Source organism: Paracoccus benzoatiresistens, assembly GCF_026913015.1.
Classification (GTDB): Bacteria; Pseudomonadota; Alphaproteobacteria; order Rhodobacterales; family Rhodobacteraceae; genus Paracoccus; species Paracoccus benzoatiresistens.
Genome location: NZ_JAPTYD010000009.1, coordinates 54,221 through 71,475 on the forward strand (window position 1 = coordinate 54,221; position 17,255 = coordinate 71,475).

20 protein-coding genes, 1 tRNA gene and 1 other RNA gene are annotated in these 17,255 nt (G+C 67.0%); 6 read left to right on the plus strand and 16 right to left on the minus strand.

Annotation, left to right across the window (positions count from 1 at the left end; all coding sequences use genetic code 11):
* Positions 1-29: 29 nt before the first annotated feature.
* The 3 genes from OU682_RS09025 to OU682_RS09035 all read right to left on the minus strand — a co-directional run bounded on the left by OU682_RS09025 (position 30) and on the right by OU682_RS09035 (position 2,274).
* The gene (locus tag OU682_RS09025; protein WP_268941753.1) at positions 30-533 is read right to left on the minus strand and encodes a GNAT family N-acetyltransferase; all 504 of its coding nucleotides are present in this window, start codon (positions 531-533) and stop codon (positions 30-32) included.
* Positions 533-1,330 carry a tryptophan synthase subunit alpha gene (gene trpA / locus OU682_RS09030; RefSeq protein WP_268941754.1) on the minus strand — a complete coding sequence of 266 codons (798 nt, stop codon included), beginning with the start codon at positions 1,328-1,330 and terminating at the stop codon, positions 533-535. Before trpA ends, OU682_RS09025 begins: the two co-directional genes overlap by 1 nt.
* A gap of 77 nt (positions 1,331-1,407) precedes the next feature.
* A complete protein-coding gene (locus OU682_RS09035; protein ID WP_268941755.1) occupies positions 1,408-2,274 on the minus strand; it encodes a LysR family transcriptional regulator in 867 nt (288 codons plus the stop codon).
* 138 nt (positions 2,275-2,412) lie between these two features.
* Between OU682_RS09035 and OU682_RS09040 the strand changes: the two genes are divergently transcribed.
* Both OU682_RS09040 and OU682_RS09045 read left to right on the plus strand, forming a co-directional pair.
* A complete protein-coding gene (locus tag OU682_RS09040) occupies positions 2,413-2,637 on the plus strand; it encodes a DUF1127 domain-containing protein (RefSeq protein ID WP_268941756.1) in 225 nt (74 codons plus the stop codon).
* 81 nt (positions 2,638-2,718) lie between these two features.
* Positions 2,719-3,615: a DMT family transporter gene (locus OU682_RS09045; protein ID WP_268941757.1), complete on the plus strand. Its 897-nt coding sequence runs from the start codon at positions 2,719-2,721 to the stop codon at positions 3,613-3,615.
* On the opposite strand, the gene OU682_RS09050 is transcribed toward OU682_RS09045, so the two are convergent.
* The 6 genes from OU682_RS09050 to OU682_RS09075 all read right to left on the minus strand — a co-directional run bounded on the left by OU682_RS09050 (position 3,612) and on the right by OU682_RS09075 (position 7,881).
* Complete coding sequence (locus OU682_RS09050; RefSeq protein WP_268941758.1) at positions 3,612-4,079, minus strand: arsenate-mycothiol transferase ArsC; 468 nt, start codon at positions 4,077-4,079, stop codon at positions 3,612-3,614. The two genes, OU682_RS09045 and OU682_RS09050, sit on opposite strands and share 4 nt — an antisense overlap.
* Positions 4,080-4,081: 2 nt before the next feature.
* The gene (locus OU682_RS09055; protein ID WP_268941759.1) at positions 4,082-4,561 is read right to left on the minus strand and encodes a UPF0262 family protein; all 480 of its coding nucleotides are present in this window, start codon (positions 4,559-4,561) and stop codon (positions 4,082-4,084) included.
* Positions 4,558-5,871 carry a histidinol dehydrogenase gene (hisD, locus tag OU682_RS09060; RefSeq protein WP_268941760.1) on the minus strand — a complete coding sequence of 438 codons (1,314 nt, stop codon included), beginning with the start codon at positions 5,869-5,871 and terminating at the stop codon, positions 4,558-4,560. The genes OU682_RS09055 and hisD overlap by 4 nt, the downstream gene beginning before the upstream one ends.
* Before the next feature lie 78 nt (positions 5,872-5,949).
* A complete protein-coding gene (locus OU682_RS09065; RefSeq protein WP_268941761.1) occupies positions 5,950-6,441 on the minus strand; it encodes a DUF2948 family protein in 492 nt (163 codons plus the stop codon).
* Positions 6,442-6,444: 3 nt separating this feature from the next.
* A complete protein-coding gene (gene murA / locus OU682_RS09070; protein WP_268941762.1) occupies positions 6,445-7,716 on the minus strand; it encodes a UDP-N-acetylglucosamine 1-carboxyvinyltransferase in 1,272 nt (423 codons plus the stop codon).
* Positions 7,717-7,881, minus strand: coding sequence for a hypothetical protein (locus tag OU682_RS09075; RefSeq protein WP_268941763.1), 165 nt, complete (start codon positions 7,879-7,881; stop codon positions 7,717-7,719).
* A gap of 134 nt (positions 7,882-8,015) precedes the next feature.
* Between OU682_RS09075 and OU682_RS09080 the strand changes: the two genes are divergently transcribed.
* Positions 8,016-8,090: transfer RNA gene (locus OU682_RS09080), tRNA-Thr, on the plus strand.
* Between the two features lie 74 nt (positions 8,091-8,164).
* On the plus strand, positions 8,165-9,760 hold the full coding sequence (locus tag OU682_RS09085) for a peptide chain release factor 3 (RefSeq protein ID WP_268941764.1): 1,596 nt from the start codon (positions 8,165-8,167) through the stop codon (positions 9,758-9,760).
* Between the two features lie 28 nt (positions 9,761-9,788).
* Here OU682_RS09085 and OU682_RS09090 read toward each other — a convergent pair whose 3' ends face one another.
* From OU682_RS09090 to OU682_RS09115, 6 genes are all read right to left on the minus strand, one after another.
* Positions 9,789-10,259 carry an SspB family protein gene (locus OU682_RS09090; RefSeq protein ID WP_268941765.1) on the minus strand — a complete coding sequence of 157 codons (471 nt, stop codon included), beginning with the start codon at positions 10,257-10,259 and terminating at the stop codon, positions 9,789-9,791.
* A 145-nt stretch (positions 10,260-10,404) separates the two neighbouring features.
* Positions 10,405-10,760, minus strand: a transfer-messenger RNA (tmRNA) gene (gene ssrA / locus OU682_RS09095).
* A 1-nt stretch (position 10,761) separates the two neighbouring features.
* Complete coding sequence (gnd, locus tag OU682_RS09100) at positions 10,762-12,162, minus strand: NADP-dependent phosphogluconate dehydrogenase (protein ID WP_268941766.1); 1,401 nt, start codon at positions 12,160-12,162, stop codon at positions 10,762-10,764.
* Positions 12,163-12,232: 70 nt separating this feature from the next.
* Positions 12,233-12,679 (minus strand): PaaI family thioesterase, encoded by a 447-nt coding sequence (locus OU682_RS09105; RefSeq protein WP_268941767.1) that lies wholly within the window; start codon positions 12,677-12,679, stop codon positions 12,233-12,235.
* A gap of 16 nt (positions 12,680-12,695) precedes the next feature.
* Complete coding sequence (pdxY, locus tag OU682_RS09110; RefSeq protein ID WP_268941768.1) at positions 12,696-13,532, minus strand: pyridoxal kinase; 837 nt, start codon at positions 13,530-13,532, stop codon at positions 12,696-12,698.
* Positions 13,529-14,206, minus strand: a complete 678-nt coding sequence (locus OU682_RS09115; protein ID WP_268941769.1) for an MOSC domain-containing protein — start codon at positions 14,204-14,206, stop codon at positions 13,529-13,531. Before OU682_RS09115 ends, pdxY begins: the two co-directional genes overlap by 4 nt.
* Positions 14,207-14,341: 135 nt before the next feature.
* On the opposite strand from OU682_RS09115, the gene OU682_RS09120 reads away from it, so the two are divergent.
* On the plus strand, positions 14,342-15,463 hold the full coding sequence (locus OU682_RS09120) for a Ppx/GppA phosphatase family protein (protein WP_268941770.1): 1,122 nt from the start codon (positions 14,342-14,344) through the stop codon (positions 15,461-15,463).
* Entirely contained in the window at positions 15,463-16,212 is a 750-nt protein-coding gene (locus tag OU682_RS09125) for an RlmE family RNA methyltransferase (protein ID WP_268941771.1), read from the plus strand. The genes OU682_RS09120 and OU682_RS09125 overlap by 1 nt, the downstream gene beginning before the upstream one ends.
* Here OU682_RS09125 and OU682_RS09130 read toward each other — a convergent pair.
* Positions 16,200-17,207 carry a helix-turn-helix domain-containing protein gene (locus OU682_RS09130; protein WP_268941772.1) on the minus strand — a complete coding sequence of 336 codons (1,008 nt, stop codon included), beginning with the start codon at positions 17,205-17,207 and terminating at the stop codon, positions 16,200-16,202. The genes OU682_RS09125 and OU682_RS09130 overlap by 13 nt on opposite strands.
* Positions 17,208-17,255: the final 48 nt, after the last annotated feature.

The following is a 17,255-nucleotide window of genomic DNA, read 5'->3' on the forward strand; positions in this document are numbered from 1 at the left end:
GGCAAGTGTAGGGGCAGGGTGTCGCACCCCTAGTTCCCGGCCGAAAGATCCTTGCCCATCAGCACCAGGTCGTGGAAGCTGCCGAATTTCCAGCCAGCGCAGGGAATCCGTCCCCATTCGGCATAACCCGCCCGCAGGTGGAACCGCAGCGACTCTTCGTTCGACGCCGTCACGCCCCCGATCAAAAGCCGGTGTCCGGCGGCGCGGGCGCGATCTTCCAGGCCCTCCAGCAGCAGGCGGCCAGTGCCGGTGCCGCGCGCCCCGGGCGCCAGGTAGATGGTGTGTTCCATGCTGCGCGCATAGCCGCCACCATGGCGGAACTGGCTGTAGGTTGCAAAGCCCAGCACCACGCCCGCGTCTTCGGCGACGATGAAGGGATGGCCCGCGGCCTGCCGGTCGCGGATCAGCGTGGCGATTTCGGCATCGCTGCGTTCGGTCGGCCAGAAGGTGATGACCGTATCCCGGATGATCGGGTTCCAGATCGCCGCAATGGCGGGAACGTCCTCCGGCGCCGCGTCGCGAAGCCGGATCATCAGCCGCGATGCGCGCCGGCGGCCAGGTCGCGCACGAAGTCCAGCACCTCGGCCACCGGGCGGCCCTCGCCGATCTTCTTGACGATGGCGCTGCCCACGACGCAGCCATCCGCGACGCTGGCGATCTGTTCCGCCGCATCGGGCGAGGAAACGCCGAAGCCCACGATCACCGGCAGCTTGGCGGCGGCGCGGATGCGCGCGACCTCGGGGGCAACCTCGGCGGCATTGGCGGCGGGGCCGCCGGTGATGCCGGTGACGCTGACGTAATAGACAAAGCCCGATGTGTTCCTGACCACGGCCGGCAGGCGGCGGTCATCCGTCGTCGGCGTGGCAAGGCGGATGAAGTTCAGGCCCGCGCGCGTGGCGGGAATGCACAGCTCCTCGTCCTCCTCGGGGGGCAGGTCCACGACGATCAGGCCGTCCACGCCTGCTTCCTTGGCGTCGGCCAGGAACCCATCCACCCCGCCGGCGCGGGCATAGATCGGGTTGTAGTAGCCCATCAGCACCACTGGCGTCGTGTTGTCGGATTTGCGGAACGCGCGCAGGATGCCCAAGGTGCGGGTCACGCTGCCGCCTGCGGCAAGCGCGCGCTGGCCTGCGGCCTGGATCGTGGGGCCATCGGCCATCGGATCGGTGAAGGGCATTCCCAATTCGATGATGTCCACCCCGGCTTCGGGCAGGCCGCGCATGATTTCCAGCGTGGTGGCGTCATCGGGATCCGAGGCCATGATGTAAGTCACGAAGGCCTTGCGCCCTTGGGCCTGAAGGCGCTGAAAGGTATCGTCGATCCGGGTCATCGTCCACTCCGCTGTGCCGCTGCCTAAGTGCAGTGGACGGCGCGGGCTGTCAATCTGCCGCAAGGATGCAGGCGGGATCATGCGGCCATCGCGGCGACCTCGCAGACGGCGCGGCGAAGATAGCCCGCGAAATCCGCGGCCTCGCGCCGGGCGGGACCATCGGCCACATAGACGTTCAGCCAGGTGGGCGGCAGGGGCGGCAGGGCGCCGCCATGCTCCACCGGCTCCAGCCCCGCCTGCGCGATGCCGCGCGGCAGGATGGTGATCCCCAGATCGGCCACGGCGCTGACCCGCCAGGTGTCGCTGCCGCCATCGGCCACGGCCTGCACCCACTCGATCCCGGCGCGTTCCAGCGCCGTCAGCCCCACCGGGTAATAGGCGCAATGCGGCGAGTTCGCCAAGGGCAGCGGGCGCTGCGTCCAGGCGGTGCCCCCGACGGCGCCGAACCAGGCAAGATCAACCTTGGCCAGATGGACCGCGCCCGGAGGCGTCTCGAACTCCGTGGTCAGGATCACGTCATGCTCGCCGCGCTTCATCTGCTGGCGCAGGTCCTTGCTGCGGCCGTCGTTGATGATCAGCTCGACCCGCGGGTTGTCCTGCCGGAAGGCGCGCACGGCTTGGGCCACCTTCATGAACAGCCAGTCGCTGGTCAGGCCGACACGCAGCCGGGCCTCGGGCCGCTGGCCGGTGAAGCGCGACACGATGGCGTCGTTCAGCGCCACCAGCTTGCGCGCCTCGATCAGCAGTTCCAGGGCGAAATCGGTCAGCACCACGCCGCGGCCCTGCTTTTGCAGCATCGCCTCGCCGAACAGATCCTCCAGCCGCTTCATCTGCATCGACAGCGCGCTTTGCGTCATGTTCAGCGCCTCGGCCGCGCGGGTGACGGCGCCGTATTCAGCCACCGCCTGAAGCGACCGCAGGGTGCCAATATCCAGGTTGCGCATGGTTCAACATTCCTGATGGGAGGGATCAAAAACATTCGTTTCAAAAATACATCAGGTCCGCCTATCTATCAAGAACGGAAATCAATACGACCCTTAAGCATCACGCGGTGTGATGCTTTTAATCACCGGAGATGAACGATGGCTACCAAGACCTCGTCGCTTCATGTCCTTGCCGGGCACGGCCTTTCCACGCGCCCGTCGATGGGTAAGCGAATTCTGACCATGCTGAGCGTCCGCCGCTCTCGCCAGGACCTGTCGCATCTGAGCGACGAGCAGTTGCGAGACATCGGCCTGACCCGAGAGCAGGTCGCAGACGAGATCGCGCGTCCCGTCTGGGATGTGCCCGCGAACTGGCGTCGCTGATCCCTACCCGTCAGCATTGCCAAACTGCCGCGCCGCCCGTAACCGGATGGCGCGGTTTTTTTTCGTGTCGAAGGGTGGCGCATGAAGCCTGATCTTGCCATCGCATCCGCCGGTCGCGGGGCATTGCTGATGGTTGCCGCAGGGGCGATGTTCGCCGGCGTCAACACGATGCTGCAATACGCGACCATGACGCTGGGCGTCGCGGCGCCGACGGCGACCTTCTGGCAATACGGCATCGCGCTGCTGGCGCTGCTGCCGTGGCAGGCGGTAGGGTTGTCGGCTTTCGCCACGCGCCGTCTGCCCGCTCATGTGCTGCGCGTGGCCTTTGGCGTCGGTGGCGTGCAGTTATGGGGCTTTGGCTTGGCGCATGTGCCGATCTGGCAGGCGATCTCGCTGATCATGCTGTCGCCCTTTTTCGTGACGATCGGTGCGGCACTGCTGCTGCGCGAACAGGTGACGGCGGCCCGCTGGCTCGCGGTGCTGGTCGGCTTCGCGGGCGGCACGGTGATCCTGGCGCCCTGGTCCGATGCCTTCACAGCCTGGACGCTGGCCCCCGTCGGCGCGGCCGCCCTGTGGGCCGCGGCGTCGCTGATGACCAAGCAGATGACCGCGACCGAGACGCCTGCCACGCTGACCCTGTATCTTCTGGCGCTGCTGACGCCGCTGAACTTTGCGCTGGCGCTGCTGCCGGATGCCGGCGGGCTGGCCATCAACAGCGTAAATGCCATTCTGGCGTTGGCGGTTGCGGGGCTGCTGACGGCCTTGGCGCAATATGCGCTGGCGCGGGCCTATGCCATCGCGGACGCGGCCTTCCTGCAACCCTTCGACCATGTGAAGCTGCCCTTCAACGTGGGCCTTGGCATCCTTGCCTTCGGCTTCGTGCCGCCGGGCAGCATGTGGATCGGATCGGGCCTGATCATCGCGGCATCGCTGTGGCTTCTGGCCGACGAAGCGCGAAGCGCAGGCCGCGCGGCCTAGTCGTCCTTGACGACTGGCGGACCAAAGCGTTCGATCATGCGCGACTGGATCTGGTCGCGCGTCTGGCGATAGGCGGCAAGCTTGGCCTCGCGCCCCTCGGCCAGGCCAGCAGGATCCATGATCGGCCAGTATTCCACGTCCAGATGATACACCCGCGTCAGTTCCAGCGCTTGCCGCTGGCTGGCGGGGGACAGCGCCACGATCAGGTCGAAGCCCCCAAGGTCATCGCCCCAGTCCATCATCTCCTCGAAGCTGCGGCTGCGATGGTTCTCGATCCTGACGCCGATCTCGTCGCAAACGGCGATGGCGAAGCCGTCCACCTCCATGTCGTTCTTGACGCCCGCCGACTGGACATAGGCCGCCCGGCCATAGAACTTCTTCATCATGCCTTCGGCAATGGGCGAGCGGATGGAGTTGTGATCACAACAGAACAGGACCGAGGCGGGGATCGTGTTCTGGGCCATCGTCAGCCTTGGGGCACCAAGGCGCAGATCAGGGTGAACAGGCGCCGGGCGGTGTCGATGTCCAGTTCGGCCTTGCCTTCCAGCCGTTCCACCAGCGTCCGGGCGCCTTCGTTGTGGATGCCGCGCCGGGCCATGTCGATGGCCTCGATCTGGGCGGGTGGCAGGCGCTTGACGGCATCGAAATAGCTTTGGCAGATCTGGAAATAGTCCTTTGTCACCTGCCGGAACGGGCCAAGCGACAGGTGGAATTCGGCCACTTTTTCGCCCTGTTCGGCAGCCACGTCGAAGACCAGGCGGCGTTCGCGGACGCACAGAACCAGCTTGAACGGCCCCTGGGGCGCGGGCTGGCCATCGCGGCCCGGGATGGTGAAGCTGTTGTCCTCGATCAGGTCGAAGATCGCCACCCTGCGTTCCTGCTCCATTTCCGGGCTGGCGGGCGGGGCATGCGAATCGTCGATCCGGATCTGGATGATCCGTGTCATTCGCCCGCCCTTTCGTTCAGCAGCTCCAGCCGCGCGCGGATGGATTCGCCATGGGCCTGCAGGCCTTCGGCGGCGGCCAGCCGCATGGCGGCGTGGCCGACGGCATTCAGCGCGCCGGGCGTCAGCCGCGCAAGGGTGGTGCGCTTGAGGAAATCCAGCACGGACAGCCCGGACGAGAACCGGGCCGAGCGCGCCGTCGGCAGGACGTGGTTGGGGCCGCTGACATAGTCGCCGACGGCCTCGGGCGTGAAGCCTCCCAGGAAGATCGCGCCGGCGTGGACGCATTTCGCGGCCAGGGCCTCGGGGTCGTCCACGCACAGTTCCAGATGCTCGGGCGCGATGCGGTTCGACAGGGCGGCCGCCTCGTCCAGGTCGCGGACGATGATGATGGTGCCATAGTCCCGCCAACTGGCGCCCGCGATCTGCGCGCGGGGCAGGGTGGGCAGAATCCGGTCCACGGCGCCCGCGACCGCGTGGCCAAGGACGGGATCGGTGGTGATCAGGATCGACTGGGCATCCGCATCGTGTTCCGCCTGCGCCAGCAGGTCGAGCGCGAGCCAGTCGGGATTCTGGTCGCCCTCGGCTATGACCAGAACCTCGGACGGGCCGGCGATCATGTCGATGCCGACGCGCCCGAAGACCTGCCGCTTGGCCGCCGCGACATAGGCGTTGCCCGGCCCGGTGATCTTGTCAACCGGCGCGATGGTGTCGGTGCCATAGGCCATCGCCGCCACCGCCTGCGCGCCGCCGATGCGATAGATCTCGTCCACGCCCGACAGTTGCGCGGCCAGCAGGACCAGCGGGTTGACATGGCCATTGGGCGTGGGCACGCAGATCACCAGCCGCTCGACCCCCGCCACGCGCGCCGGGATCGCGTTCATCAGGACGGACGAGGGATAGGCCGCCTGGCCGCCCGGCACGTAAAGCCCCGCCGCCGAAACCGGACTCCAGCGCCAGCCCAGGGTGGCGCCCTGCGCATCGGTCCAGCTGGCGTCCTCGGGCATCTGGCGTTCGTGATAAGCTCGGATGCGTTCGGCGGCCAGTGTCAGCGCCGCGCGATCCTCGGTCGAAACCTTGGCGACATGCGCCGCGATTTCCCGGGCCGAGAAGCGCAGCGTGCCGGGGGTCAGGTCCAGCCGGTCGAAGCGGCTGGTCAACTCGCACAGGGCCGCGTCCCCGCGCTTGCGCACCTGGGCGATGATGCCGGCGACGGCATCGTTCACATCGGCCGAATCCTCGCGCTTGGCCGACAGCATGTCGATGAAGCGCGCCTCGAAGTCGGGCTCGGATGTGTTCAGCGTGACCGGCATGATCTGTTCCTGCAACCGGGGAAAAGACCCCCGTGTGACATCTTGTTAGCGGCTGCGGGGCCCGGCCTCAAGCCGGGCCTATTCGGGATGGGCGGGCACCTTTCCGGATACGGCGCGATAGGGCCGCGTCACGTCGCGCAGGTCGATGTTGATGCATTCCAGTTCGGCAGCCAGCGTCCCGTCGCCCGCGAATTCCAGAAGCAGCCGCCCGGTGCCGTCCGGGCCGGGTTGCCAGACCATCGCCAGCAGTTCCAGCACCGTGTCCGCGTCGCGACTGATGCCGTCGGACAGCACCCGCATCACGTCGCGGATCAGCAGGACCGACCGGACGCGTTCGAAATCGCGCCCCTCGGCCGCGGCCTGTTCGGCATCCTCCCAGCGGAAGCGGTTGACCAGCAGGGCCAGCGTGCGGCCGCGATGGTCATAGGACATCTCGGACGCGGGCAGGACCGCGTCCTGCAGCAGAGCCGACAGGATGCGCAGATCCTGTTCGTCCTCGGCCATCAGCGCCAGGGGGGCGGGATCGGCATCGGCGAAGCGGGCATCGACAGTCCGGGGATCGGGGGGCATGGCTTACTCCTCTTTCACGCGTTCGATATGGGCGCCGACGCCCCGCAGCTTGCGGACCACATGCTCGTAGCCGCGGTCCAGGTGATAAACCCGGCTGACGGTGGTCGAGCCCTCGGCCGCAAGTCCGGCAAGGATCAGGCTGACCGAGGCGCGCAGGTCGGTGGCCATCACCGGAGCCCCGCGCAACCCGTCAACCCCCTTCACGGTTGCATGGCCGCCATGGACCTCGATCCGGGCGCCCATGCGGGTCAGTTCGGGGGCGTGCATGAAGCGATTCTCGAAGATCGTCTCCTCCAGCACGCTGGTGCCTTCGGCGACGCACATCAGCGCCATGAACTGCGCCTGCAGGTCAGTGGGGAAGCCGGGGAAAGGCTGGGTCGTGACGTTCACGGCGCGGATGCCGCCGTTCTTGCGGCTGACCTTCAGCCCGCGCGCGGTTTCCGTGACGCTGATGCCGGCTTCGTCCAGCTTTTCGCAAAAGGCCGACAAAAGCTCGATCCTGCCGCCCAGGCATTCCACCTCGCCCCCGCAGATGGCGGGCGCCAGCATGTAGGTTCCAAGCTCGATCCGATCGGTGACCACCGGATGGGTGGCGCCGTGAAGCGCATCGACACCCTCGATGGTGATGGTGCCGGTGCCCTCTCCCTCGATCCGGGCGCCCATGGCGCGGAGGCAGCGGGCCAGATCGACGATCTCGGGCTCGCGCGCGGCATTCTTCAGGACCGTGGTTCCGCGGGCCAGGGTCGCGGCCATCAGCGCATTCTCTGTCGCGCCGACCGAAACCAGCGGGAAATCCACGACCGCCCCGCGCAGGCCGCCGGCGGGCGCCTTGGCGTGGACATAGCCGTCGCGCAGGTCCAGTTCCGCGCCCATGGCCTCCAGCGCCTTGAGGTGCAGGTCCACCGGACGCGCGCCGATGGCGCAGCCGCCGGGCAGCGAGACCTCGGCCCGGCCATCGCGCGCCAGCATCGGCCCCAGCACCAGGATCGAGGCGCGCATCTTGCGCACGATGTCGTAATCCGCGCGGTGGCTGGTCAGCGCATGGCTGGACAGCGCCAGCACCTGGCCGTCCTGGAGGGATGCCACTTCGGCGCCCAGGCTTTGCAGCAGGGCGGTCATGGTGCGGATGTCGGACAGGCGCGGCGCATTGGTCAGCGTCAGCGGCTGGTCTGTCAGCAGCGTCGCGGGCATCAGCGTCAGGCAGGCGTTCTTGGCCCCCGCAATCGGGATTTCGCCCTGAAGCGGGCCGTTCCCGCGAACGATGATCTGGTCCATCTAGCTGTCGTCCTTGCCTGTGTCGCTGTCCTGCTGCCCGTCGTCGGGATCGGCCGCGCGTGCGCGCGCCTGCGCCTTGCGGCGCTGCAGATTGGCGCGCAAGGCGGCGCGCAGCCGGTCCTCGCGTGTTTCCTGCTTCTTCTTGTCGTCCGGGCGATCGCTCATGCGCACCTGTTAGCGTCGGCAGCAGCAACAGTCCAGCAAAGCCCGCGCAAAGGCCGGGTCCGAGGCACCCCGTGATTTTTCTGCCGATCCCCCTTGCGCGAGCCATCCGCTTTGTCTAAACGCCCCCTCACGGCGCTGCGGTAGCTCAGTGGTAGAGCACACCCTTGGTAAGGGTGAGGTCGAGAGTTCAATCCTCTCTCGCAGCACCATCCTCCACCGTTCCGAAATGCGACATGCCTTGTGGCAATTGCGTATTTCCGATCCGCAGGCTACAGGCCGCCCCATGACAAATCGCCCCGATCTTCCGCCCGAAATCGCCCGCCGCCGGACATTCGCGATCATCTCGCATCCCGACGCGGGCAAGACCACGCTGACCGAAAAGTTCCTGCTCTACGGCGGCGCGATCCAGATGGCGGGGCAGGTGCGCGCCAAGGGCGAGGCGCGGCGGACGCGGTCGGACTTCATGAAGATGGAGCAGGAGCGGGGGATTTCGGTCAGCGCATCCGCGATGTCCTTCGACTTCGACGGCTATCGCTTCAACCTGGTCGATACCCCGGGCCACAGCGACTTTTCCGAGGATACCTATCGCACGCTGACCGCCGTGGACGCGGCGATCATGGTGATCGACGGGGCGAAGGGGGTCGAATCGCAGACCCGCAAACTGTTCGAGGTCTGCCGTCTGCGCGACCTGCCGATCCTGACCTTCTGCAACAAGATGGACCGCGAATCCCGCGACACCTTCGAGATCATCGACGAGATCCAGGAAAACCTGGCGATCGACGTGGCACCCGCGTCCTGGCCCATCGGGGTCGGCCGCGACTTCATCGGCTGCTACGACATGCTGCACGACCGGCTGGAGCTGATGGACCGCGCCGACCGCAACAAGGTCGCGGAATCGGTCAAGATGGAGGGGCTGGACGATCCCCGTCTGGCCGACCACGTCCCCGCCGACCTGCTGTCCAAGCTGCGCGAGGAAGTTGAGATGGCGCGCGAACTGCTGCCCGCCTTCGACCGCAAGTCTTTCCTGGAAGGACACATGACGCCGATCTGGTTCGGCAGCGCGATCAACAGCTTCGGCGTGCGGGAACTGATGAAGGGGATCAGCGCCTATGGCCCCGCGCCGCAGCCGCAGAACAGCGCGGAGCGCGAGATCGCGCCCGAAGAAAAGCCCGTGACCGGCTTTGTTTTCAAGGTGCAGGCCAACATGGATCCGAAGCACCGCGACCGCGTGGCCTTCGTGCGCCTGGCGTCAGGCCATTTCGAACGCGGCATGAAGCTGACCCATGTGCGGTCGAAAAAGCCGATGGCGGTGACGAACCCTGTGCTGTTCCTGGCTGCCGACAGGGAACTCGCGGACGAGGCCTGGGCGGGCGACATCATCGGCATCCCGAACCACGGCCAGCTTCGCATCGGCGATGCCCTGACCGAGGGCGAGGCGCTGCGCTTCACCGGCATCCCGTCCTTCGCGCCGGAACTGCTGCAATCGGTGCGTGCGACGGATCCGATGAAGGCCAAGCATCTGGAAAAGGCGCTGATGCAATTCGCCGAGGAAGGCGCGGCCAAGGTCTTCAAGCCGATGATTGGGTCGGGCTTCATCGTCGGCGTCGTCGGTGCCCTGCAGTTCGAGGTCCTGGCAAGCCGCATCGAGATCGAATACGGCATTCCGGTCCGCTTCGAGAGCTCTCAGTTCACCAGTGCCCGCTGGGTGGCAGGGCCCAGGGACAAGGTCGAGGCCTTCGTCAACATCAACAAGGGCCATATCGCCCAGGACCACGACGGCGACATGGTCTATCTGACGCGGCTGCAATGGGACATCGATCGCGTGCAGCGCGATCATCCCGATCTGCGGCTGACCGCCACGAAGGAAATGATGGTGTAGGTCGGGGGCGCTTCGGCGCCCCTTGCCGTTACTTGCGCCAGCGATCCAGCTGCACAACCTCGCCACCGCCGCTCGGGGGGCCGTCGGGGCTGTCGTCGCCGTCCTCGCCCTCGGCGTCTTCGTCCTCCTCGTCTTCCGTGGCTTCCTGTGTCTCGAAGCGCAGGCCGAATTCCACGGACGGATCGACAAAGGTGCGCAGCGCGTCAAAGGGAATGCGCAGCGGTTCGGGCGAGTTGCCGAAGTTCAGGGTGACGGTGAATCCCTCGTCGTCCACGGTCAGGTTGTCGAACCAGTGCTGGATGACGATGGTCATCTCTTCGGGGTAACGCTCGCGCAGCCAGTCGGCCATCTCGACCCCCTCGTCGCGCGTGTCGAAGGTGATGAAGAAGTGGTGGTCGCCCGGCAGGCCATGTTCCGCGACGCGTTCCAGCACGTCCGCGATCAGCCCCTGCATCGCGCGATGCATCATTCCGCCGTAGTCAATTCCCGATCGCGCCATGCCGGTCCCTTTCGAATTCCGGGCCAGCATAGGGATATGTCGGGTATTGAAAAGGGGGGCGGGTTACGCTTGGGCAAGAAACCCGCAACGCCATGACGCACAGTCAAGAGGGTGCTTGGGCGGGTATGTCGGGCAGGAGATTGGAAGTGCAGGATTCTGTTGCCAGGCTCCTGCGGGCCCCGCCTTACGCTGCTAGGCGGAAGGACTTAGTTTTCGGTTACCCGAGCTGCTTACGCAGCCAGAGCGACCGGAGCACGGTTGTCGTTGGCAACTGTACATTTTGCACCGATAACGGTGGTAGCTCACCGAGACAAAGCAAACATCTTTAGACGTTCGTCGATCCTGTTTCGACCCCAAGGCCCCCCAACGAGGGTGATCTGGTGGAGTCGCCGGGTACCGCCCCCGGGTCCGATCCGCTTATTCCATGCGCGTTTATGTCCATAGTCCGGGTTGCCCCGGACAGGATGGAATATAGGCGTGGGATTTGCCGCCTGCAAGACCGTCAGGCGAGCTTGCCCCAGGGTCCGTGCGGTTCGTCCAGCCCGTCGATGCGCTGGAAGCCGTGCGCTCCGAAGAAATCGCGCTGCGCCTGGATCAGGTTCGCGGTGCCGCGAGCCGTGCGCATCAGGTCGAACCACATCAGACCGGACGCCAGCGCAGGCAGCGCGTGCCCTGCCTCTGCGCCTTGCGACACTACCTGCCGCAGACAAGGGATGGCAGATTCGATGAGGCCGGCAAAGAAGGGGGCCATGATCAGGTTGCGGCTCGGATCCTGGGCCAGGGCGGCGGCCATGTCGTTCAGCATGGCGGACCGGATGATACAGCCCGCGCGCCAGACCCGGGCGATCCCGGGCAGGTCCAGCGTCCAGCCGAATCGATCGGACGCGGCCGAGATCATCGCGAAGCCCTGCGCATAGCAGAGGATCTTTCCCGCGATCAGCGCCTGTTCCAGCACCTCGGGCGACAGCGGGCAGGCCTGTGGCGCCGCGCCGAACCGCGCCTGACCGGCAAGGCGTTCGTCCAGCCGGGCCGAGACGTTGCGCGCCATCACCGCGGCTTCGATGACCGGGATCGGTGCGGACAGGTGCTGCGCCTCGATGGCGGTCCAGCGGCCCGTGCCCTTCTGGCCGGCGCGGTCCAGGATCACATCCACCAGCGGCTTGCCGGTATGGGGATCGGTGGCGGCGGTGACCTTGGCCGAAATCTCGATCAGGTAGGATTGCAGCACGCCCGTGTTCCAGCGCGCGAAGATGTCCGAGATCGCCGCGGCGTTCCGGCCCATGCCATCGCGCAGCAGGCCGTAGATCTCTGCGATCATCTGCATGTCGGCATATTCTATGCCGTTATGGACCATCTTCACGAAATGCCCCGCGCCCGCATCGCCCATCCGGGCGGCGCAGGGGGTGCCATCCTCGGCCCGCGCGGCAATGGCGGTCATCACATCGGCCACGCGCGCCCAGTCGGCGGCATCGCCCCCGCCCATGATGGCGGGGCCGTGGCGCGCGCCTTCCTCGCCGCCCGAGACGCCCATGCCCAGGAAGCGGAAGGGCAGCCCTGCGGCATTGCGGCGGTTGGTGTCGTGGAAATCGGCGTTGCCCGCATCGATCACCAGGTCATCGGCATCCAGCAGGGGCGCAAGCGCCGCAAGTTGGTCGTCCACCGGCTTGCCTGCAGGCACCATCAGGATGATCGCGCGCGGCGGGGCAATGGCCGCGACCAGGTCGGCCAGCGACTCGGTGGGGACGATTGCGGGGGCCAGATCACCGGCACCCGCCGCGAAGGCCCGCGTCACCTCGGTCGTGCGGTTCCAGACCGCGATGGGAAACCCCTTCTCGGCGATGTTCAGCGCCAGCGCCGCCCCCATCGTCCCCAAGCCGATCAGCCCGATCCGAGCCTGTGCCATGATGCAATCCTTCCGCAAGTCCATGATTGCGGGCTGTTTACGCTAACGGAAAGGGGTTGTCACGGCACCGTCATGCGGGCCTGCCCTGCACGCGGATCAGCGTCTGCAACCCTGTCGCGACATGGGTGCGCTTGCCGGGGGCGACGCCCCAGACATCAAGCTGGCAGATGGTCAGCGTGCGGCCCGGCTTGACGACGCGGCCCTGGGATTCCAGCCAGTCGCCCTGCGCGGGGTTGATCAGGTTCAGCTTGAATTCGACCGTCAGGACCGAACTGTCCTCGGGAAACAGCGTGAACCCCGCATAGCCGCCCGCCGAATCCGCGATGGATGCCGTGCCGCCGGCGTGAAAATAGCCGTGCTGCTGCGTCAGTTCCGGCCGGAAGGGCAGGCGGATCGTCACCATCCCCGCCTTCACATCCGCCAGTTCCGCGCCCAGCAGGCTCATCAGCCCCTGGCGGGCAAAGCTGTCGCGGACGCGGTCTGCGACGGCAGGGGGCAGGTCGCTGCCAATCTCCATCATCTCCTCCAGTGGGTTACAGGGCCAGCAGGGCGGCGCGAAAGCCGGGTTCGGACAGAACCACTTCGTTCGCGCCGATCCGGTCCGCATGGGCCAGCGCCGCCGAGGTCAGGTCCTGCGCCATCTCGACCGCCTGGGGCAGGCTGCGGCCCTTGCCAAGGCTGGCCACGATCAGCCCCGAGAACAGATCGCCGGTGCCGGGCATGGCCACGGGCAGGCGGCGCGTCGGGTGGCGACTGGCCCCCCCGGGTCCCAGGATCACGCTTTCCAGATGGTCGGCGGGGCTGTCGTCCAGCACGCAGCCGGTGGCGACCAGGGTGGCGCCCGGCGCCATGCGCAGATCGGCAGCGGCGGCTTGCAGGTCGGTCATGCCTGTGATCACGCGGCCGGTCAGATGGCCCAGTTCAAAGGAGTTGGGCGTCGCCAGGTCTGCCAGAGGAAGCAGCCGGTCGCGCATGATCCCGGCCAGTTCGGCGGGCACATAAAGGCCCGGCCCGTGATCGCCCATCACCGGATCGCACAGATAGCGCAGGCCCGGATTGGCCGCCTTGCAGCGCGCGACAAATTCCGCGACCAGCCGCCCGACCTCGACCGAGCCGATATAGCCGGTCATCAGCCAGGTCGCGCGCTGCGGCAGGCCGCGTTCGTCAGCGCCCAGCAGCAGGTCGGCGAACAGGGCCGGCGGCAGGGGCGCCCCGCGCAGGGTGGGATAGTCGGGCGTATTCGAGAAGATCACCGTGGGAATGGCCGCGACCTCCAGCCCGGCGGCCTGCATGGGAAAGACGGCGGCGGAATTGCCGACATGGCCGTGGACGACCTGGCTTTGGATGGAAATCACCAGAGGGGGCTTCATGCCGTGCCCTCCAGCCGGGGACGCCAGTCCTCGACCCGGCCACTGTCGAGGCGTCTTTGCGCATGACGCCGCCAGCCTTCGGCCAGCACGTCAAGGGCGGCGATGGCCTCCAGCTCGGCTCGGTTCAGGCGGTCCACATACATGGCGCGCCACAGCCGCCCCAGCGTCCAGTCGGGCGCCAACCGGTCAATCAACTGCAACTCGTCCCCTGGCGAGACGGTGCCGGGCTGCAGAACGCGGTAATACCACCCCGTCCGGCCCGTGTCCTGCACCCGTCGCGCCATGTCCGGCACGCCGAAGCGATGGTTCAGCTTCCAGCAGGGCTGGCGTCCTTGCGAGACCTGGACCAGCGCGCCGCCCACACGGAAGATGTCGCCCACGGCGACGCTCGCTTCGGTCGGGCCGAGGGTCGAGATGTTCTCGCCAAACGCGCCCGGCGCGTCCAGCAGCGGCAGGGCACCAAGATCGGCACGCCACGCAGCGTAGTGGTCGAAGGGATAATGGTGGACCGCTTTTTCCGGCCCCCCGTGGACGCGCCGGTCAGCCTGCGCATCGTGCTCGAAACCCTCGGCCCCAAGCGACTGGGGACCCGCGACGGGTGCCTTGGCAATGGCGCTTTTGGATTGGGTCCCGGCAAGGGGGGCGACGGGTCCGGTCAGCAGGGTAATCGGCATGGCATCCTGAGGCTAAACTTGGCACCGTTATCAACCGACTGGCCCGCGTCCGGCAATGACCCATTTGGCGCCTCTTGAATGGCCGGGGGGCGCAGGCTACGTTTGCCCTAACTTGATATCGGAGGGCGTGTTGACATGGCGCCCAAGCGTCCTGCGGGTGCGGACGCGTTCCCGAAAATTGCGGTAGAGCCGTCCGCCACCCGCCAACCCGAGGAGGGGGCGCTTTATGCTGCCCTCGACCTTGGCACTAATTCGTGCCGGATGCTGATTGCCCGACCGAAGGGCAGTCAGTTCCAGGTCATCGACAGCTTCTCCAAGCCGGTGCAGCTTGGCCAGGGGCTGGAAGCTTCGGGACGGCTGTCCCGCAGCTCGATGGCGCGCACGGTTCACGCATTGCAGGTCTGCCGGCGCAAGCTGGAACAGCACCGCGTGCGCAACATGCGCCTGGTCGCGACCGAGGCCTGCCGCCGCGCGCGCAACGGGCGGGACCTGTTGCGAACGATCCGGCGCGAGACGGGGTTGCAGATCGAAACCATCAGCGCCGAGGAGGAAGCCCGGCTGGCGGTGATCTCCTGCGCGCCGCTGGTCAGCCACAAGACCGAGACGCTGATGGTCGTCGATATCGGCGGCGGATCGACCGAGCTTGTGTGGATCGACCTGGAGGATGTGGAGCCCAAGGAACGGCCCCGCGCGATCATGCGGTTGTCGGACGGCTTCGGCAATCCGCAGCCCGGCGGAGCCCGGGTGGTGGACTGGATCAGCGTGCCTCTGGGCGTGGCGACCCTGCGCGATCAGTTCGCGGACGTGGAGGACGACCAGGGCCGCTTTGCCCTGATGAGCTGGTATTTCGAGGAAATGCTGTCGGGCTTTACCCCCTATGCCGAAGGCGCGCCCGACGAGGGGTTCCAGATCATCGGCACCTCGGGGACGGTCACGACCGTCGCGGCCAGCTTCCTGGGCCTGCGCCGCTATGACCGTACCAAGGTGGACGGGCTGGAGATGACCAGCACCCAGATCGACAGGGTGATTCATTCCTATCTGCAGCTTGGCCCGGACGGGCGCCGCGCCGACCCGCGCATCGGTCGGGAACGGCACGCGCTGATCATGTCGGGCGCCGCGATCCTGCAGACGCTGATGCGCATCTGGCCGACCAGCAAGCTGTCGGTCGCCGACCGTGGCCTGCGCGAGGGGTTGCTTTATGCCCAGATGGTGCGCGATGGGGTGCTGGCCTCGGAAGGACTGAACGGAGTGGCATGATGACGAAAGCGCCGGGAAGCCGCGCGGGCAAATCCAGCGGGCGCGGCCAACGCGACCTGCGCGTGCGGGTCAAGACCGCCAAGGGACGCAAGCTGTCCAGTAAGCTTTGGCTGGAGCGGCAGTTGAACGATCCCTATGTGGTCCGTGCCAAGCGCGAGGGCTATCGCGGACGCGCGGCCTACAAGATCCTGGAGTTGGACGACAAGTATCGCTTCCTGGTGCCTGGCGCGCGGGTGGTGGATCTGGGCTGCGCGCCTGGCGGCTGGTGCCAGGTGGCCGTGCGACGCGTGAATGCGCTTGGCGAGAAGGGCGGCAAGGCCGTCGGCAAGGTCCTGGGCGTCGATCTGCAGGAGGTCGATCCCATCGCGGGCGCAGAGATCCATCAGCTGGACTTCCTGTCCGAAGGCGCCGACGAGAAGGTGAAGGAATGGCTCGGCGGTCCTGCCGATGTGGTGATGTCAGACATGGCTGCCGCGTCCTCGGGGCACAAGGGCACCGACCACCTGCGCATTGTGGCTTTGGTCGAGGCTGCGGCGACTTTCGCCTTCGATGTCCTCGAACCTGGTGGAACTTTTGTAGCCAAGGTCTTGGCGGGCGGGGCGGAAACCGAGATGCAGGCAATGCTGAAGCGCAACTTCGACAAGGTTGCCAACGTCAAGCCGCCCGCCAGCCGCAGCGATTCGTCCGAGAAATTCGTGGTCGCAACCGGCTTTCGCGGCCGACAGCCGGATCCCGATCAGCAGGACTGAACCCGAAACGCCTCGGGCGTGCGTCCGGTCGCAGAAACAAAGGCTCGGGTGAAATGGGCATGGCTGGAATAGCCAAGCTCTGCCGCGATGCGCTGCGTGGGGCGGGCGGTTTCGCGCAGCATCCGCGCCGCGCATTCCAGCCGGAGGTCGTGGATCATTTCCACCGCGCGCTTGCCATGCGCGGCAAGGCAGGCGTGGTCCAGAAGCAGGGTGGTGCTGCCCAGTTCGGCGGCCAGTTCGGCCACCGAGCGGGCTTCGCCAAGCCTTTCCCTGGCAAGGGCCATGAAGCGCTCGATAAGCGGCCGGTCGGGCAGGCCGGGTGCCGGCGCGTCCTGCACGCGGGCCGGGGCCAGCTGGCGCAGGCGCAGCGACAGCAGGTTCATCAGGCAGGACAGCGTTCCCGCGCCACTGTCCGGAGTTTCGATCCCGATCTCGCGCAGCGTGGCCTCCAGTTGCGCGGCGTGGCTGCCGACCTGGGCGGCCAGGACGCGGTCGGGCAGGGGCGGCGCCGCCTGAAGGGCAAGCGGGGCCGAGAGCAGGAGGACATGGCCGCGCGTGCCTTCTGCCGCAGCCGCCGCGAAGGCCGTCCCAGCCGGGATATAGCGCAAGTCGCCCGCGCACAGGCGCAGGTGTTCGCGGGGAAAGTCCAGATGGACGTGCCCCTCGGTCACCCAGATCAGCACGTGATCCGGGCGGGTGCGCGGCTGCGGCGGTTTGGACTGGCTGCCCCAGACAAAGGCCTCCAGCGGCAGCAGTCGCAGGCCGTTCTGGCGGCCGATGGGGCGACCTCCTTGCCGCGCAGGGCGCATGGCGGCGGGCACGAGGCTTTCCTGGGCAGGCGCAGGCGAAACCGCAGGCGGGAAAGATGAAGGCGGGGGCGCGTCGAGGATCGAGGGCACGTTGATGTCGTCGGCCTGCAAGCGTCGCCCTGCCCGGATCAGGCTGGCCGAGAAAGGAAAACCGTCTTTCCACCACGAACGCTCGAATGCGGACATGAGATTCGCCTGACCAAAAAGACAATAAGCGAATTATTGCCGATTAAT

Bases quoted from the DNA above. Each gene is read 5' to 3' on its own strand.
- OU682_RS09025 (WP_268941753.1), bottom strand. From the start codon at position 533: ATGATCCGGCTTCGCGACGCGGCGCCGGAGGACGTTCCCGCCATTGCG.
- trpA (WP_268941754.1), bottom strand. From the start codon at position 1,330: ATGACCCGGATCGACGATACCTTTCAGCGCCTTCAGGCCCAAGGGCGC.
- OU682_RS09035 (WP_268941755.1), bottom strand. From the start codon at position 2,274: ATGCGCAACCTGGATATTGGCACCCTGCGGTCGCTTCAGGCGGTGGCT.
- OU682_RS09040 (WP_268941756.1), top strand. From the start codon at position 2,413: ATGGCTACCAAGACCTCGTCGCTTCATGTCCTTGCCGGGCACGGCCTT.
- OU682_RS09045 (WP_268941757.1), top strand. From the start codon at position 2,719: ATGAAGCCTGATCTTGCCATCGCATCCGCCGGTCGCGGGGCATTGCTG.
- OU682_RS09050 (WP_268941758.1), bottom strand. From the start codon at position 4,079: ATGGCCCAGAACACGATCCCCGCCTCGGTCCTGTTCTGTTGTGATCAC.
- OU682_RS09055 (WP_268941759.1), bottom strand. From the start codon at position 4,561: ATGACACGGATCATCCAGATCCGGATCGACGATTCGCATGCCCCGCCC.
- hisD (WP_268941760.1), bottom strand. From the start codon at position 5,871: ATGCCGGTCACGCTGAACACATCCGAGCCCGACTTCGAGGCGCGCTTC.
- OU682_RS09065 (WP_268941761.1), bottom strand. From the start codon at position 6,441: ATGCCCCCCGATCCCCGGACTGTCGATGCCCGCTTCGCCGATGCCGAT.
- murA (WP_268941762.1), bottom strand. From the start codon at position 7,716: ATGGACCAGATCATCGTTCGCGGGAACGGCCCGCTTCAGGGCGAAATC.
- OU682_RS09075 (WP_268941763.1), bottom strand. From the start codon at position 7,881: ATGAGCGATCGCCCGGACGACAAGAAGAAGCAGGAAACACGCGAGGAC.
- OU682_RS09085 (WP_268941764.1), top strand. From the start codon at position 8,165: ATGACAAATCGCCCCGATCTTCCGCCCGAAATCGCCCGCCGCCGGACA.
- OU682_RS09090 (WP_268941765.1), bottom strand. From the start codon at position 10,259: ATGGCGCGATCGGGAATTGACTACGGCGGAATGATGCATCGCGCGATG.
- gnd (WP_268941766.1), bottom strand. From the start codon at position 12,162: ATGGCACAGGCTCGGATCGGGCTGATCGGCTTGGGGACGATGGGGGCG.
- OU682_RS09105 (WP_268941767.1), bottom strand. From the start codon at position 12,679: ATGGAGATTGGCAGCGACCTGCCCCCTGCCGTCGCAGACCGCGTCCGC.
- pdxY (WP_268941768.1), bottom strand. From the start codon at position 13,532: ATGAAGCCCCCTCTGGTGATTTCCATCCAAAGCCAGGTCGTCCACGGC.
- OU682_RS09115 (WP_268941769.1), bottom strand. From the start codon at position 14,206: ATGCCGATTACCCTGCTGACCGGACCCGTCGCCCCCCTTGCCGGGACC.
- OU682_RS09120 (WP_268941770.1), top strand. From the start codon at position 14,342: ATGGCGCCCAAGCGTCCTGCGGGTGCGGACGCGTTCCCGAAAATTGCG.
- OU682_RS09125 (WP_268941771.1), top strand. From the start codon at position 15,463: ATGACGAAAGCGCCGGGAAGCCGCGCGGGCAAATCCAGCGGGCGCGGC.
- OU682_RS09130 (WP_268941772.1), bottom strand. From the start codon at position 17,207: ATGTCCGCATTCGAGCGTTCGTGGTGGAAAGACGGTTTTCCTTTCTCG.